Origin of the sequence: Barnesiella sp. WM24, from assembly GCF_004570975.1 — a bacterium.
Lineage (GTDB): Bacteria > Bacteroidota > Bacteroidia > Bacteroidales > Muribaculaceae > Muribaculum.
In genome coordinates, this window is record NZ_SPPC01000005.1 from 252,550 (window position 1) to 270,422 (window position 17,873).

A 17,873-nucleotide genomic window follows, 5' to 3' on the forward strand; every position below is an offset into this window, starting at 1 on the left:
TAAAAACCTGACAGATTAAACCCGATGATAGAGTCATTTTTTAAAGGAGTGCTTTACGACATCTTTGAGCTGCTTAACGGCATCATGGTGTGCTTTTCCACCAATTTATCGTGGGAAGTGGCGCTCTCTACATTCTGGTTTCTGTTTATCATCGAGTTTCCGCGTTACTACCTGCTCGACATCATAACCGCGCTGCGACACGTATTTCTCCACAAGTCGCTACGCCGACGCGACATCGTGGCGCGCAATCTCCTGTACACAGAGATGCCGCTCGTGTCAATCCTCGCGCCCGGAAAAAACGAGGGCAGACACATCTACAAACTCGTGGAGTCGCTGCGTGAACAGACCTATCAGAACTTCGAGATAATAATCGTCGACGACGGCTCTGACGACGCGACACCGATCATATGCAACGACCTGCAGCGCGCAGGCTATATAACCAAGTTTTTCCGCCTCAACCTCGGTGGCGGAAAGGCATGTGCCGCCAACTTCGCCGCGTCTCATGCCTCCGGCAAATACATAATCCATCTTGACGCCGACAGCTCTCTTGACCGCGACGCCATAGAGAAAATCCTCATCCCCTTCTACTTTGACCGCAACATCAAGGGCGTCGGCGGCTGCATAAAGGTGCGCAACGCCCACGAGTCGCTATGCTCAACCCTTCAGGCGCTTGAATATCTGAAGACCATCATGGTCGGGCGCATGGGCTCCAACATGCTCGGCATCTATCACATCATCTCGGGCGCGTTCGGAGCGTTTGAGACCGAGGCGATACGCGAGGTAGGATGCTGGGACATAGGCCCCGGACTCGACGGCGACATCACCCAGAAACTGCGCAAGGCGGGCTACAAGGTATGGTTTGCCAACGACGCAGTGTGCATGACCAACGTGCCTACGTCATGGATGAAACTCTTCAAGCAGCGTAAACGCTGGTCCAAGTCGCTCGTGCGATTCCGCATCCGCAAGCACAAGGACATCCTCTGGAGCGACCGCAACTTCTCGTTTCTCAACATGCTTTCCAATATGGAAAACATCCTCTACGACTTTGCGTTCAACTATGTGTGGTTCTTCTACATAATCATGCTTTTCTTCATGAACGTCGACCGCCTCTGGGAGATAATCGTCATCGGCTATCTCATAAGAATGGCGTTTGCGATAATCGCGTTTGGCGTGATTCTCATCATCACCGAGCGCCCCAGGGAAGAGGCAAAACTGTTTCCCTACGTTTTCATCACCACTTTCTATACCGGATATTTCTTGCGTATAACGCGCCTGATAGCCCACACGTCGGAACTCTTCTTCTACTCGTCCTACAAAGACGCGTGGAACCCGAAGAAGACATCTGCCGTGGCAAGGGCTGAGGGCTTATAACTAACTGATATTCACTATGATAATTACCCCCCCCAATTCAGATTTGACAACAATGAATGAAGAGACAGTTCTGAAACCGGAAATAGCCATCCTCGGACTTGGTTACGTGGGATTGCCGTTAGCATGCATGTTTGCAGGCAAATATCGTGTGACAGGACTTGACATCAACGCCGACCGCGTAGACCGCCTCAACCAGGGTATCGACACAAACGGCGACCTGCCCGAAGGCACTCTCGACAAAGCCCTCGCCGGCGGACTGAGGTGTACAAGCCGCCTCGACGACATCAGCGGCTGCAATGTATATATCGTCGCCGTCCCCACCCCGGTCGACGACTTCAACCGTCCCGACCTTCAGCCGCTCATTAGCGCAAGCCGTGAGATAGGCATGGTGATTAAAGAAGGCGACACGGTCATATTTGAGTCGACCGTATATCCCGGAGCCACGGAAGAGGAGTGTGTGCCCGTCATCGAAAAGACTTCGGGACTGACATTCAACAAAGACTTCTTTGTCGGATATTCGCCAGAAAGGGTCAACCCCGGCGACCTCGCCCGTCCCGTCAACCGCATATGCAAGATTGTGTCAGGCTCGACTCCCGCCACGACCGACTTCGTCGAGAGCCTCTACAGCTCCGTACTGGAAGCGCCTGTCCACCGCGCCTCAAGCATAAAAGTGGCTGAAGCCGCGAAGGTTCTTGAAAACACCCAGCGCGATGTCAACATCGCCCTGATGAACGAGGCGGCGAAGCTGTTCAACGCCCTCGGCATCGACACCAACGATGTAATCGAGGCGGCGGCGACAAAATGGAATTTCCAGAAGCTGCATCCCGGTCTCGTAGGCGGCCACTGCATAGGTGTCGACCCATACTACCTGATTCACAAGGCCCACGCCCACGGAGTGACCCCGAGGCTCATGACCGAGGCGCGCGCTATCAACGACAGCATGTCGAGATATGTCGCCAAGCGCGCCGCCGACATTCTTACCGCAGCAGGGAAGCCCGAAGCCGAAGCCGACATACTCCTGCTCGGATTTACCTTCAAGGAAAACTGCCGCGACACACGCAACACCAAGGTTATCGACATATACCGCGAACTACTGCCCGATGCCGCCTCTGTCGACATCTTTGACCCGCATGTCGACAGCGACACGGTAAAAAAAGCCTATGGCATTGATATATTGACTGATGAAAATAAAATTTCAGAAAAAAAATATGACCTCATAATCCATAGCGTGTGCCACTCGGTATTTAACGATATGAACCTTCGGAAATACCTCCGCGAAGGCGGCGCAATCTACGATTTAAAAGGAACTCTCGACCGGAGCATTGTAGACCAAAGACTCTGATAAAATACAATAAGTACCGGCTGCGGAGACATCCTTTAAAAACGCAATGCGTTAATTAACAGTTTAAAAATTTGGTTGTTATATAATTTTTTCATATATTTGCACATTATTAACCCGTACACCTAAAAGTGATATAGTAGCAACCTTTTTAGAACAATTTTAACATTTATACCAATCTAACATTCTAACTTAATTTAAGGATGAAAAAAGCTAACTTAAATTTGCCGGAACTTTCCCGCAGAAACGCGCTCAAGTGTGGAGCCCTCGCGCTTGCCCTCGTGGCAATGACCGGCTGTAAGGATGATGCACCCGACACTAACGGACCTGCCGGCACTGATGTTGTCGAGACAGTGGATGGCATCGACCTCTCCGTACACACCAATCCCGCGTTGGCTAAGACCTACTACAACTCAAGGCTTGCTCTCGGCAGCCGCGCAGCCAATGACGACCCCAAATTCCCGGGCATGCCGGGTATACCCTCCGCTGACGCTCTCGCAGCGATGAACCCGATTGACGGAAGCTCCAATCTTTATTACTATCAGGGCTATAACGGAACCCCCGAGTTCTATCTGAAAGGCGATGTTACAGCCAACCAATTGTCAACTGAAATAAAATATGTAGGTGATGACTATCAGACACATGATGTCGAGGGTACTATCAAATACTATATTGACGGCAATGTAACCATCAACGGTATCGGAGGAGATGGCAACCGCAACATGGAGATCCACATTCTTAACGGTGGTACACTTGACTGCGCATCTAACATCCCCGGCAACACCACTCTTTACATCCATCAGGGTGGTAAGATTGTCCGTGCCGGAAATCCGAACTATATAGACATCCTCGGCGACGTAATAACCGACGCTGACCTTGTTCTTGACGGAATTGACATTAAGCTTCAGGGCGATTTCTATACTACCGGCAAGCTACACGGAAACATCGTTACCCTCATAGGTGCTGAAATCTATGCAGGTTGTGCTGTTACTGCCGACGAGACTATCTACCTCACCGGTAACAATTCAATAATCTCGGCAGGATATGTATCTGCTCCTGTTATTGAACTTGCAGGCAACGAGCCTCTTACTGTTCTTCTCCGTGATGGCGGCTACCTAAACGCTACAGAACAGCTTCGCCTCAAAGACATCGGTAATGTATTCGTAAGAGCTGACGACGGCGACTACGCAATGGTAGAAACCGACGTGCTTGATGTCAACAACAAAGACCTCATAGGAACATTCCAGAATATTGCTATCAAATACAATACTCAGATTGGTACTGAGGAAAAAGGAGCTGACGAAACCATTGTTGAGCTTTGGTTTGATGAAACAGTAAAAAAGAACGCAGAAATCGATTACACCGTTGAGGATTCTAACGACGAATGTGCACCCAAGGTTGTAGAAGGTCCGAAAGACCCGACCCCCGACCCGACCCCGGATCCCGAACTTGAAAATGTCGGTAGTGTAGAGCCCGCTGAACATTCTCACCCGATTTCAGCAACCTCTATCTTCACCGTAGGCAAGGACGCTTATCTCTCTTGGCACACTCAGGGAGGTGACTTCCACGGATGTATCGAGCACCTCACCGTTGACAACGGTACTGTAACTCTCAACTCTTATCTTGAGACTGCACCGTCCAACGACACTTACGGAGCTATTGACTTCAACCACGTGATATTTGACAACGGTAAGATTTTCGTTGCCGGTGACCACCCCAAGAAAGGCGGTATCCTCGGATGGATTAACTGCGACGGCGGTACATTCCCCACCGGAAACAACGCGAAGCTTAACCTTATCACTCTCTACAAGGAGCAGTATGTAGTAGGTGAAGACACTCTTTATTCTAACGGTGGCTCAGGCAACTGCATCATCCGCAACGGCGAATACTACCAGACCGCATCTGTTGCCGGTTTCGAGACATTCAACGTAGCTGACTTCACCGAGTCTACCTGGAAGCTCAAATCTGTAGCAAAACTTCCGTCATGGTCATTTGACCCGACTCTTGCAGAAGCGCCCGCCAATCCTTGGGAACGTGACGGCTCACGCACCGGTAAGCATATCGCTACCGACGGCTCAAAGGTTGTCATGCTCACTCTCATCAACCGCGACAAAGCAGCCAACACTGCCAACGCGTCAATCAAGGTGTTTAACGCGGCTGACGTTAACTACGAAAACGAAGTTGCTTCTTACGTAGTTGAAGACGTGCTTCTCTCACCGGTTGACGGTAAGGACGTAATCGCCATCGAAGGCAATGACATCTGGGTATGTCTCGGACAGGGTGGTGTAAAACACCTCGCTCTCGCAGGCAACACTCTCACCGAAGTAGCTTCATTCCGTCTTGCAGACAAGAGCAAGGAAGAGCTCAAAGGCTGGGAAATGTCAAGCAAGGAAGCTGCCGCAGCTTGTGCCAACGGTCTTGCTGTTGATAACAACTATGTATATATCGCTCACGGCGGTGCCGGTCTTATCGTGCTCAAGAAGAATGACCTTTCATTCGTAACCCGCACTCGTTACACCGGTGGCAACTCAGCCAACTACATCGCCCTCCACACCGACGGTTACATCTACGTAGCTTACGGAAAGAGCAAAGTACAGGTTTACGCTTGGAAAAAATAATCCCGACTGATTAAATCATCCTTATATAGAAGGGGCTGCTTCACCGCAGCCCCTTCTTCATTTCTATACCCCACCTACACCGCGCGGGCGAGCTTCCACTCGCCCCTACACTGCATGTATAAACCACCATTGATAACACCCTGTGCCACACCGCCTGTATAAACCGCCATTGATAACGCCCTGCACCACACCGCGTAGCTGTACAAACCGCCATTGATAACATCCTATACCTCATCGCGTAGCTGTAGGGGCGACTGGAAGGTCGCCCGCAACACCAACCCTGCAATCTAGCAATCTATCCCCGCAAGGGGATAATCCATGTTTAGCCGTGGGTTGAGCGTAGCGATACCCACGGTACCCCGCAACAAAACAATATCGTTTCCGCAGGAATCATCCAAACATCAACCGCGAGGATTCCTTACGGAAACCCATCCCGGATGACACGTTTTCCGTGGGTATCGCTACGCTCAACCCACGGCTACAAATCAGACTATTCCCTGCCGGGAATGTCAAAAACAACCCCGCAATCCACAACACCTCCCCCGCCGACATCGTTAACGCAACGCGGGCGAGCTTCCACTCGCCCCTACACTGCCTGTATAAACCACAATTAATAACATCCTGTGCCCACACCCTGCCTGTATAAACCGCCATTGATAACACCCTATGCCCATACCCTGCCTGTATAAACCACAATTGATAACACCCTGCGCAACACCGCGTAGCTGTAGGGGCGACTGGAAGGTCGCCCGCAACACCAACCCGGCAACCGACAATCCATCCCCGCAAGGGGATAATCCATGTTTAGCCGTGGGTTGAGCGCAGCGATACCCACGGTACACCGCCACAAAAAACAATATCGTTTCCGCAGGAATCATCCAAAAATCAACCGCGAGGATTCCTTACGGAAACCCATCCCGGATGACACGTTTTCCGTGGGTATCGCTACGCTCAACCCACGGCTACAAATCAGACCATTCCCTCCCGGGAATGTCAAAAACAACCCCGCAATCCGCAACATATCCCCGCCGACGCAACGCGGGCGAGCTTCCACTCGCCCCTACACTGCCTATACAAATCCCATTGATAACATCCTGTACCTCACCGCGTAGCTGTATAAACCGCCATTGATAACACCCTGTACATCGCCGCGTAGCTGTAGGGGCGACTGGAAGGTCGCCCGCAACACCAACCCTACACACAACCTATCCCCGCAAGGGGATAATCCATGTTTAGCCGTGGGTTGAGCGTAGCGATACCCACGGTACCCCGCCACAAAAAACAATATCGTTTCCGCAGGAATCATCCAAACATCAACCGCGAGGATTCCTTACGGAAACCCATCCCCGATGACACGTTTTCCGTGGGTATCGCTTCGCTCAACCCACGGCTACAAATCAGACCATTCCCTGCCGGGAATGTCACAAACAACCCCGCAATCCACAACACGTCCCCCGCCGACGCAACGCGGGCGAGCTTCCACTCGCCCCTACACTGCCTGTATAAACCACCATTGATAACACCCTGTACATCGCCGCGTAGCTATATAAACCGCCGTTGATAACACCCTGTGCCTCACCGCGTAGCTGTAGGGGCGACCTTCCAGTCGCCCGCAACACCAACCCCGCAATCCGCAACATACCCCACCGACACAGCCGACACAACGCGGGCGAGCTTCCACTCGCCCCTACACTGCCTATACAAACCCCATTGACAACATCATGTGCAACACCACGCAGCTATATAAACCACCATTGACAACATCCTGTCCCACACCCTGCCTGTATAAACCACCATTGATAACACCCTGTGCCTCACCGCGTAGCTGTAGGGGCGACTGGAAGGTCGCCCGCAACACCAACCCTGCAATCCACAATCTATCCCACGCCGACGCAACGCGGGCGAGCTTCCACTCGCCCCTACACTGCCCATACAAAGCCCATCGATAACACCATGTGCCTCTACACTGACTGTATAAACCGCCAGTGATAACACCCTGTGCCCAGACACTGACTGTATAAACCCGCTTTGATAACATCTTGTGCCCCACACTGCCTGTATAAACCGGCGTTGATAACACTCTGCGCCACACTTCGCGGGTTGGTTTCCCGATTTTATGTCGTAAAACATAATGTTATTTTTACAGAAACATAAATGAAAACTTACGAGAATTACTAACTTTGCATAAATACAACCAATCTAAGACAACTATTTTACAATATATCCATGAACGATTTCAGTTGCAGACTCAAAGCACTATTCACAATCACTGCTATTGTTGCCACATCACTGCTTTCATCTAAAGCGGAAGCCGTCGACCGCAACAAGCCGTCAAAAGAGATAATGATTATAAACGCCTACAACGAAGGCGCGCCCTGGAGCCAGTCATTCATCAACCCCATAATCATGGAGGCGGCTAAAGAGCATAAGTTTGTCACGACTATCGAGCACTTGAACATGAATTATGTCACCAATGACTCGCTCTACAACATCATGTCAAAAGGTGTGCTTGACAGGATTAACAAAGAAAAGCCCGACGGGCTCGTGATGATCGGAGAATCATCATTCGGACTTGTCGACACTATAAAAGCTGTGTGCGGTGACATCCCTACTATCCTGCTCGGAAATTCTGACAAAGTGGGCACGTCCAAATATTATCTCACCGGAATCGAGGGTGAGGACACTGACGACAACCTTGTACCGCTGTCACAGCTACGCAACAAGTACAATCTCACATTCATTGAGTCGCCGTTCATGTACAAGGAGACTATCGACCTGATAGTGAAGATGAACCCCAAGCTCAACAAGCTCATATTTGCTGCCGACGCGCTTGCCCCCAACCGCCATATCAACAAGAAAATTAGCAATTACCTTGCGTCGACCTACCCGTCGCTATCTTATGAGTGGCTTGTGGCCGACGACAACAACAGCGGCAAGCTTCTCGACTATCTCATGACCCACAGCGACACTACGGGCTTCCTGTTTTCATCATGGTTTTTCTCCCAGCTCGACGTAAACGGTTATCCCCAGCTTGTGTCGGGAGAATACAGGGCTATACCTCAGGCGATACAGCCTGTCTACGCTCTGCGCGAGGCATATATCGGCAACGGAATTCTCGGAGGCTACTTCCCCAACCACAAAAAGGTAATCGAAACGCTGGTAAGCTACGTCAACATGATGAACGAGGGGAAAAACATGAACAGCGTGCCCTTCTACTATCCCGAATATCCCGAAGACTTCAACTATGTCATCAACTACGAGCAGCTGCTCCGCGACGGCTATTCGACAAGCGACTGTCCTCCAGGCACAGTATTTGTCAACAAGCCCGACACATTGTGGGACGGCTACAAGTGGTATATAATCGCGATAATCCTGCTTATCGCCGCAATTGCTGTGATTATCTCCTTGCGTTCGCAGGCACTCCACGCCAAGATAAAGGCTACCAGCGCCCACGACGCGCTTGTGCGCAACATGCCTATCGCCTACGCATCGGCAAGCCTCACCACCGACAGCGAAGGACACGTGACAAAAATCAACTACAAGTCAAGCAATACATCGTTTGAGACACTTTACAGCCAGAACGGAGCCGACGACACCGACTCGTTCTTCAACATGGAGCATCTCAAACGCCTTGTCGACACAGCGTTCAACGAAGGACACTCGGTGACATTCACCCACTACTTCAAAGCCACCGACCAATACTACGAGTTTCTAATCGTCCCCAACAAAGAGACCAACACAGTTGACATCTTCGGCAGCGACACCACTAAACGCAACAAGGCTGAAAGCACCCTGCGCAACTCTCGCAAACAGCTTGAGATGACACTGAGCGTGGCTCATATCATCCCCTGGCGCTGGGACATCAAGACACAGCGCATATACTGCGAGTCACAGCGTGTGTTGAAACATCTTAAATTCCCGACACTGCGCGGCTCTAAACGCGGCATGAACATCATAGACTCAAGCGAGTATTTCCAGCGCATCCACCGCGAGGACCTGCCGCGTGTCCGTCAGTCCTATCAAGAGCTTGTCGACGGCAAGACCAACTATGTAAAGGAAGAGTTCCGCATCATCACCAACGACAACGGACGTGAGATCATCGACTGGATGGAAGTCAACGCCGCCGTCGACAATAACGACGAAAACGGACGTCCGGTTTCGCTCGTAGGCTCGCTGCTGCTGATTACAGAGCGCAAGAAACAGGAAAACGCCCTTATCCACGCTAAAGAGCGCGCAAGCGAGTCTGACCGACTCAAATCGGCTTTCCTCGCCAACATGAGCCACGAGATACGCACCCCGCTCAACGCAATCGTAGGATTCTCCAACCTGCTCGCCAACACCAACGATGAGGAGAAGAAAGAGAAGTTTATCGGCATAATCGAAAACAACAACCAGCTTCTGCTACAGCTTATCAGTGACATCCTCGACCTTGCCAAAGTAGAGGCAAACACTCTCGAGTTCATCTATCACCCGACCGACCTCAACGAGCTTATCCGCAATCTTGAAAGCACTGTGAGAATGAGAGTAAAACCGGGCGTTGTGCTTAACTTCACCCTCGGCGCGGCCGAATGTAATGTAAGGACCGAGCGCAACCGCCTCTCTCAGGTGATAATCAACCTGCTCACCAACGCATGCAAGTTTACCGACCACGGAAGCATTACGTTCGGCTACGAATTGCGCGGTCATGAGATTTACTTCTATGTACGCGACACCGGTATCGGCATCGCGCCCGAAAAGCAGAAGAGTGTGTTCCAGCGCTTTACCAAGCTCAACAATTTCGTACAGGGCACCGGACTCGGTCTATCGATAAGCCAGAGCATCATCGAGAAGATGGAAGGACGCATCGGCGTAGAGTCGCCCGGAGAAGGACTCGGCTCGACATTCTGGTTTACCATCCCCTATCTCCCCGTGCAAGTATCGGAAGCCAAACCCGCCGCTGAAGAGGCGGAGACTGTCGCCGCCCAGCAGCCTCAGAAAGAGACCATCAAGCGTCAGGAAAAACTGACACTGCTTGTCGCCGAAGACAATGAGAGCAACTACCTGCTCTTTGACACAATCCTGTCAAATGACTATAACCTCATCCACGCGTGGGACGGCAGGGAAGCGGTAGAGCTGTTCAAGCAACACCAGCCCAATATCATCATCATGGACATCAACATGCCCAATATGGACGGCTATGAGGCGACACGCGAGATACGCAAGGTGTCAAAGACCGTGCCCATCATCGCTGTCACTGCCTACGCATTCGCTTCCGACAAGGAGCGAATCATGGAAAACGGATTCAACGGTTATGTAAGCAAGCCCGTAAACGCCTCCAAGCTCAAATCGGAGCTGAAATCGACCGTCGACTCGTCATTCATAATGTTATAACGCATAACTTGACAACACGATTTTTTCTACGCGGTGGCATAAAAGCCATCGCGTAGCTGTTTTTATAGACGCAGCGATTGCGGATAAAGACGTCAGAGGCTTATACGCGACGCGTGGACCTGGATTTTATCGGGATCGGGCAGACGCATATAATCGCCATAGATGCGGCGCAGATAGGCGTCAGGATCGGCAGGCGCCTTGAAGGTATATCCCTCAAAGCTCACCTCGCTCACAGGCAGAAGTTCCGGCAGCCGACGCTCAGCCGAGAAAAAACTCGGGATGACGTGACGCATGCGGTCGCCGGCGCCGACACGGCTCACAGCCGACATCACGGGAAACACTATCCCGTGGAGCGCTCCGCGAAGCAGACGGCTGCGCAGTGAACGCGGCGACTTGACACGCCACTTCAACTCTGTGCCGACAAGCTTGCACCCGAAACGATGAAGACGGCGTGACGATGACGGCGCGATGGTAAACACATCAATATAACATCCCCTGTATTTCAGCAGAGAGTCAAGACCGTTGCTCTCCTCAACCAGCGAGCCGAGGTCGCGCAACTTACCGAATGCAAAAAGAAATTCCGGGTCAGTGGCAGTTGTCTGCACGACATACCTCGGGTCGGCGACACGCTCTACAGCCTCACGGAACCTCGGGAAGTCGGCGGCAAGCATCTCGACATCAACATCGTCATCCCACGGGATAAAGCCCCCGTGACGCATCGCGCCTATAAGAGTGCCTGAACTAAGCCAGTAAGGAATATCGTTGTTACGGCACACTTCATCTATAAACCGCAACATCTCAAGCAGTTTCAACTGGTGGCGGCGCAAAAGCGAGCCGTCGGGACTGAATCTTTCACGCAGAGAGGCGTGAACATCGGCATCTATCATCGTCATTAACAATTACTTATTTTTTCTTCACAAGCTGCAGAAGCTGTCGCAGGTCACCGAGCGCACGCAACCTGAACAGAAGCGCCAGCGCAACATACAGCAACAGATAGGCGGAAGCACACACCCACCACGGCAACATGCCCATAAACGGTGCTACAGCCAGTCCCGCTGCAGCTCCGGTGGCAAGCGGAGGCAACACACAGCGTATCTGCCTTCTCAGCGGACATCCGACGTAGCGGCGCGACAATACAGCGTTTACAACAAATATATTGAGGTTGCTCACCACAATCGCCCACATGATGCCCTCCATTCCGAAAAACATACCGACCAAAAGCAGCACAAGCAGCAGACCCCATTTATAAAAGCTCCACCTGAACAGCGCATCGCTGTGACCCAGGGCGGCGACTGCGTAAAAATTGACATTCTGCAGCGACACGAATATACCGCCGACACACAGGATGCGGAAATATGGCACACAGGGAAGCCACACGTCACGGTAAAGAGTCACCACAAGCGGCTCAGCCACTATCATCAGCACTATCAGAAGCGGAAACACTACGGCAGCGATGACGCGCATGCCGAGAAGCGTCATTTCGACAAGACGCTCCCGGTCATTCTGTATATTGGAAAATACCGGGAAAAGCACCTGAACAAGCACCTGCGGGATTGAATAGGAGGTCATTTGGTCAAGCTTGTAAGCCTGCGAATAATAACCCATGTCGGCAGCCGAAAACCGTTTTCCGATTATTACGCCCTGAAGATTGCGGCATATCTCGTGCAGGATAGAGGCGGCAAGCAGATAGCCTCCGAATCCGAACAGCGAGCGAAACGACTTCATGGAAAACACGGCAACCGGATGCCAGCGGTTCAATATCCAGTAAAGCCCCGTGACCATCGCCTGGTTTATAACAGTCATGGCGACAAGACTCCACACGCCAAATCCCCTGAACGCCATGACGATAGCTATCGCCGAGGCGATTATATAGCTCGTGAGATTCACTACGGCAAGACGCTTGAAGGCAAGCTCCCGCTTCATCCTGACAAGCTGCATCTGGGCAAGCGCACTGATAACCAGGTTAAGACTTATCACCCGCAGCACATCGCGGAGGACAGGCATGCTGAAATAACCGGCAATAAACGGTGACGCCACAAACAGCACCCCGTAGAGCAAAAGCGAAAAACCGAGATTCCAGAAAAATATCGTTGAATAATCAATGTCAGTCGGCTCTTTACGCTGAATCAGCGCAGAGGCAAAGCCTCCGTCAATGACAGTCTGCGACACCGCGATAAATATGGCAAGCACCCCTACCGTACCGAAGTCGGAAGGCAAGAGCAGATTGGCAAGCACAAGATTGACAACAAACTGCAGCACCATGCCGCCGAAACGGTCGGCAGTGGCCCACACAGTCCCTTTCAATGCCTTTTTGCCAAGCGAGTCAGCCATACCACCGGTCAGCGCTTTATTGACGATATAAGATAGTCGATCGAGGCAGCGTCAAGACAAGCCACAGCTGCAGCGTCGGGGCTGTCGGCTATCTGACCGTCCTTGATATAACATTTCCCCACTCGCTCCTGAAACCACTCTATCACGCTGTCAATAACCGGAGTCGCTATGTCAAGACGCGAACACACCATTTTTATCAACATCAGCCCGTAAGGGAAGTCCTCTGTGAAATAACGGTTGTCAAAGTCGGGCATATACCCGCCGTCGACCTTCTTCATCGGCGCCGCGATGCCCTTGAAAGCAGCGATGCTGCGTATCTTACGCGTGAGCGACTCGGCGTCGACCGACTCATAATAATCCAAAAGACTCGGGACATGGCTGCGGTCAATGCCCAGACGCGCCACAGCCTGCTGAAACTCACTGTCACAGGCGATAAGCATCTCGGAACTGTCGTCGGTCCAATCGGCATAAAACGCCGGTATCTCCTTCATCGGGGAAATGCAGTCACGGAACATCGAATAAAGGCGCGCCGGGTGCAAGATGGGATTACTGTTGGTCAATGTCACCTCAAGCGGATGGGCAAGGACCGAGACCGGCGTGGAAAACATGTCGGCGAAAAGCGCTACGGCAGCTGCCGTGTCGTCAACTCCGCTGAACGCGACATTTATACACTTGCGATAGCCGAGCAGATGAGCCGAGTGACCATACTTCTCAAGTCGCGAGATGAAAGGCACTCGCTGCAGTCCGAAAAGACGTGACTGCGTGCCAAGCACGTTTATAGCCATGATGAAAAAGCCCGTGCATGAAAACACGCTGCCTACAAGGGTGTCGCGCTCAATCCAGGGCTTAATCGCCTCCAGCTTGTCATGTATTGCCGGACCCGGAAGACACACAAGCACGACATCCGCCCCCTTTACCGCTACGGCAGGGTCGGCGGAAACGCAGTCAAGATGTCCGCTGAACAGGTTTCCGTCAGGGTCGGTGACATCAATCGTCCTCCCCCAGTCACCGGGATGGTCGGTGAGCACTCTCACCCTGTAGCCGCGCGCGGCGACATATCCGGCAAGCACAGTCCCGACATTACCGCCGCCGACTATACATATCCCGGTTTCATTTCGCGGGTATAATGTCATATTCACAACGATTTTAACGCATCAATAAGTGTACAGTTGTCAGCCGTGTCCCTCACGGCAATACGTATATACTGCGAGCCGTCGCGGAAACCGCGTTTGCCCGAGCAGTCCTTTATGAGCAGCCCGTAACGGTCAAGCAATATCCTCGCCAGCCCGGCAGCCGAAAACCTTGATGTCACCTCACACAAGAAATAATTAGCCGCCGACGGCATCACCCTGAGATAATCTACCGTAGACAACCGCTCGTACATCTCGTCGCGCACCTTCCTGATTTTACGGCACGCCTCTTCATAGGATTTCTCATACTTGCCGAAAATCTGCATGTAATATTCGCCAAATGAATTTATGTTCCATATCGCACACTCCTTCCTCAACGACTTTATAAGATCCGTGTCAGCGCTTGCAAGCACACCGAGCCTGAGACCCGGCACACCGTAAGACTTCGATATGCTCTTTACCACTACCAGATGAGACGCGGTTTCGAGAATACTATTAAGCAGCATGGTGTTATCGTCGCCATCGGCAAAGTCGACAAACGACTCGTCGACGACAAGCCTCATGCCTCGGTTACGGGTCCACTCCACAAGCTTCATCAAGTCATGACGCGGGATAAAGTTGCCTGAGGGGTTGTCGGGATTGATGACAAGCAATGTGGAAATATCCTTATCCGAGAAATAATCCATCAGGTCGGCGGCTGTATAGCGGAAATCATCGCCCGACGGGACAAACACCTCGACATCATCCTTATTCATCCGGTTAGGATACTCTTCAAATGTAGGCGCAGTGACACCAAGCCTGCCCGCCGTTAGTCCCATCAGCGCCTTTATCAGTTCGGCGGCACCGTTGCCCGTGACCACATAGTCATGACGCAATCCGAAATATTTCGCACCAAGAAGCGAGTTGACCCCCATGCCGGAAGGATAATTGCGCAACAACACGTCAAAACTGCTCTTCATCTCCTCAATCATCTTCCCGGTAGGGAAATATGGATTGACCAGATAGCAGAAATCCTTCAGACCGGGATATCGCCAATAGCCGCCATAACTGTGTTGCAGCTTTTCAAGACGTGAATCAGTGTCGGCAAATATAGTCTCGGCGATGCGCAGGTCCTGCACGTCGTCGATTTCATACCACGGCATTGCGCCCACGGAAAGAGCCTTTATGCCGGTAGCGTCGACAAGGGTAATCACACGCAACACCTGCTCGTAATACTCATTGGCGCCCAACACCTTTATATACGCCTCAAGAAAAGGCAGATAACGCCTTACAGCAAACTCGCGGCTGAACTTATATATGTTGACAGTCTTGTAATAACTGTCTATGTCATTATAGCAGAATGCCTTTTTGGGGATGAAGCTGATTATATTGTCGTCATCGTCAATGCGCACCATAGTCCCGTCCATCCATGACTCATATTTGGCGACAAGCGCCACGTCAGGATAATCCGACTCATATATCATGTCGATTATGGCATCATCGACGATTATGTCCGACTCCAGCAGCAGCGTGTCATCGTCCTGCATTATATCGCGGGCAAGCCACAGAGAATAGATATTATTGGTCTTGTCATATACATCATTCTCGACATAACCGATATTCATGTCAGGATACTTCCCGTCAATATATTCTCTCAGCTTTGCACCCTCGTAGCCGATTACAATCACTATCCGCGACAAGGGCAACCTCCGCAGCTGCCGGAGCATACGGTCAATCAGAAACTCACCGTTGACAGGCACCATGCATTTGGTATTTCCGGCGGTAAATTCGCCGAGACGACGCCCGAGTCCGGCTGCCAGTATAATTGCTTGCATACTAATAATTGAAGTTAAACAGATAGCAAAGTTACCATTTTTTGACGTTATAGGTAGCGTCTATATGGAAATATTTGAGTAACTTGCGCCATAATTTGCAATCAGATGAAACAATTTACCAATGTAAACGACATAGGCGACCTTCATCTTGCAGTGAAGGAAGCGCTTGAAGTAAAAGCCAACCGCTTTGGCTATAAGCATCTTGGAGAAAACAAGACCCTCCTGATGATATTTTTCAACTCCTCTCTGCGCACAAGGCTCAGCACCCAGAAGGCGGCGATGAACCTTGGCATGAACGTAATCGTTCTCGACGTCAACCAGGGCGCGTGGAAGCTCGAGACCGAGAGAGGTGTAATCATGGATGGCGACAAGCCGGAGCATCTGCTCGAGGCAATTCCGGTAATGGGCTGCTACTGCGACATTATAGGCGTAAGGTCATTTGCCCGCTTCGAGTCAAAGGCCGATGACTACGAGGAAAAAATCATCAACCAGTTCATAAAATATTCCGGTCGCCCCGTGTTCTCAATGGAAGCAGCGACGCGTCATCCGCTTCAGTCGTTTGCCGACCTTATCACCATCGAGGAATACAAGACCGTCGAACGCCCCAAAGTGGTACTGACGTGGGCACCCCACCCCAAGGCACTTCCCCAGGCTGTCCCCAACTCATTTGCAGAGTGGATGAACGCGGCAGGATATGACTTCGTGATTACTCATCCCCACGGATATGAACTCGACCCGAGATTTACGGGCAATGCAAAAATCGAGTATGACCAGGACAAGGCGCTTGCCGGAGCCGACTTCGTGTATGCCAAAAACTGGAGCGCATATACCGACCCCAACTACGGCAAGGTATTAAGCACCGACCGCAACTGGACCATCACCGCAGAAAAAATGGCACTGACCAACAACGCCTACTTCATGCACTGCCTCCCTGTAAGACGCAACATGATTGTAAGCGACGACGTAATCGAGGGTCCGAGATCAATCGTGATTCCGGAAGCCGCAAACCGCGAAATCTCCGCGGAGGTGGTGTTGAAACGCCTGCTTGAATCACTCTAAACGGTTTACCTGAGACGATGGCGACAAAAACACCTGCCGAAGTGATAGACTCCGCGATGACCGCCGGACAAAACAAGCTGCGGTTACAGTCTTCAGGCTATACACGATTCGCGATACTTACAATACTTGCCGGAATATACATCGCCTTCGGCGGCACCCTGTCGCTCATAATCGGCTATGGATTCCCCGGCATCACAGCCGATAACCCTGCTCTGCAGAAGCTTCTGAGCGGAGCCATGTTCCCGATAGGGCTTATCCTGGTCGTGGTGCTTGGCGCTGAATTGTTCACAGGAAACAATGCCATGCTGATGCCGCCGCTCATCGCCGGGAAATGCCGTTGGCGCGACGTGCTTGTCAACTGGGCTGTGGTCTATCTCGGTAACTTTTTCGGCGCGTTGCTGTTTGTGTTTGCCATGGTCTACTTTGTAGGGCTCACAGCCCCCGAGCCCTACCACTCGGCTATAATAGGCATTGCCAAAGCGAAAGTGTCAATGCCCTGGCTCGTAGTCATGGTGAAGGGCATAGGAGCCAACTGGTGTGTATGCGTTGCCATATGGCTTGCCATGTCGGCAAAAAGCAGCGGAGCAAAGATGTTTGGATGCTGGCTCCCGGTCATGGCATTCGTGGCGCTCGGCTATGAACACTCCATCGCCAACATGTTTTTTATCCCCTGCGGAATGCTTGAAGGCGCTGATGTAACGGCATGGCAGATGGTGTGGCGCAATCTGGTGCCCGCCACCATAGGCAACATCATCGGAGGCGCTTTGCTCGTAGGCTGTGTCCACACATATCTGCACCTCAAAAAAGAAGCATAACTACAATTATAATCACAATATAAAAA

The 17,873-nt window shown here is 51.5% G+C and carries 10 protein-coding genes; 6 read left to right on the forward strand and 4 right to left on the reverse strand.

The annotated features are described in order from the left end of the window. Positions 1-24 precede the first annotated feature (24 nt). The 4 genes from E4T81_RS07275 (at position 25) to E4T81_RS07290 (ending at position 10,698) form a co-directional block, all read left to right on the forward strand. Positions 25-1,371, forward strand: a complete 1,347-nt coding sequence (locus E4T81_RS07275) for a glycosyltransferase (protein WP_135042888.1) — start codon at positions 25-27, stop codon at positions 1,369-1,371. A 52-nt stretch (positions 1,372-1,423) separates the two neighbouring features. Then, positions 1,424-2,713, forward strand: coding sequence for a nucleotide sugar dehydrogenase (locus E4T81_RS07280; RefSeq protein WP_135042890.1), 1,290 nt, complete (start codon positions 1,424-1,426; stop codon positions 2,711-2,713). 200 nt (positions 2,714-2,913) lie between these two features. Then, positions 2,914-5,328 carry a DUF5074 domain-containing protein gene (locus E4T81_RS07285; protein ID WP_135042892.1) on the forward strand — a complete coding sequence of 805 codons (2,415 nt, stop codon included), beginning with the start codon at positions 2,914-2,916 and terminating at the stop codon, positions 5,326-5,328. A 2,226-nt stretch (positions 5,329-7,554) separates the two neighbouring features. Then, a complete protein-coding gene (locus E4T81_RS07290) occupies positions 7,555-10,698 on the forward strand; it encodes a PAS domain-containing hybrid sensor histidine kinase/response regulator (protein ID WP_245207031.1) in 3,144 nt (1,047 codons plus the stop codon). A gap of 92 nt (positions 10,699-10,790) precedes the next feature. On the opposite strand, the gene E4T81_RS07295 is transcribed toward E4T81_RS07290, so the two are convergent. The 4 genes from E4T81_RS07295 to E4T81_RS07310 are packed head-to-tail and all read right to left on the reverse strand — an operon-like array spanning position 10,791 to position 15,973. Further along, the gene (locus tag E4T81_RS07295; protein ID WP_135042894.1) at positions 10,791-11,591 is read right to left on the reverse strand and encodes a phosphorylcholine transferase LicD; all 801 of its coding nucleotides are present in this window, start codon (positions 11,589-11,591) and stop codon (positions 10,791-10,793) included. 10 nt (positions 11,592-11,601) lie between these two features. Next, on the reverse strand, positions 11,602-13,029 hold the full coding sequence (locus E4T81_RS07300) for a lipopolysaccharide biosynthesis protein (RefSeq protein WP_135042896.1): 1,428 nt from the start codon (positions 13,027-13,029) through the stop codon (positions 11,602-11,604). 8 nt (positions 13,030-13,037) lie between these two features. Continuing rightward, on the reverse strand, positions 13,038-14,162 hold the full coding sequence (locus E4T81_RS07305; protein WP_135042898.1) for an NAD/NADP octopine/nopaline dehydrogenase family protein: 1,125 nt from the start codon (positions 14,160-14,162) through the stop codon (positions 13,038-13,040). A gap of 2 nt (positions 14,163-14,164) precedes the next feature. Further along, positions 14,165-15,973, reverse strand: a complete 1,809-nt coding sequence (locus E4T81_RS07310; protein ID WP_135042900.1) for an aminotransferase class I/II-fold pyridoxal phosphate-dependent enzyme — start codon at positions 15,971-15,973, stop codon at positions 14,165-14,167. Between the two features lie 105 nt (positions 15,974-16,078). On the opposite strand from E4T81_RS07310, the gene E4T81_RS07315 reads away from it, so the two are divergent. Both E4T81_RS07315 and E4T81_RS07320 read left to right on the forward strand, forming a co-directional pair. Then, entirely contained in the window at positions 16,079-17,032 is a 954-nt protein-coding gene (locus E4T81_RS07315) for an N-acetylornithine carbamoyltransferase (RefSeq protein ID WP_135042902.1), read from the forward strand. 17 nt (positions 17,033-17,049) lie between these two features. Then, positions 17,050-17,847, forward strand: a complete 798-nt coding sequence (locus E4T81_RS07320) for a formate/nitrite transporter family protein (RefSeq protein WP_135042904.1) — start codon at positions 17,050-17,052, stop codon at positions 17,845-17,847. Positions 17,848-17,873: the final 26 nt, after the last annotated feature.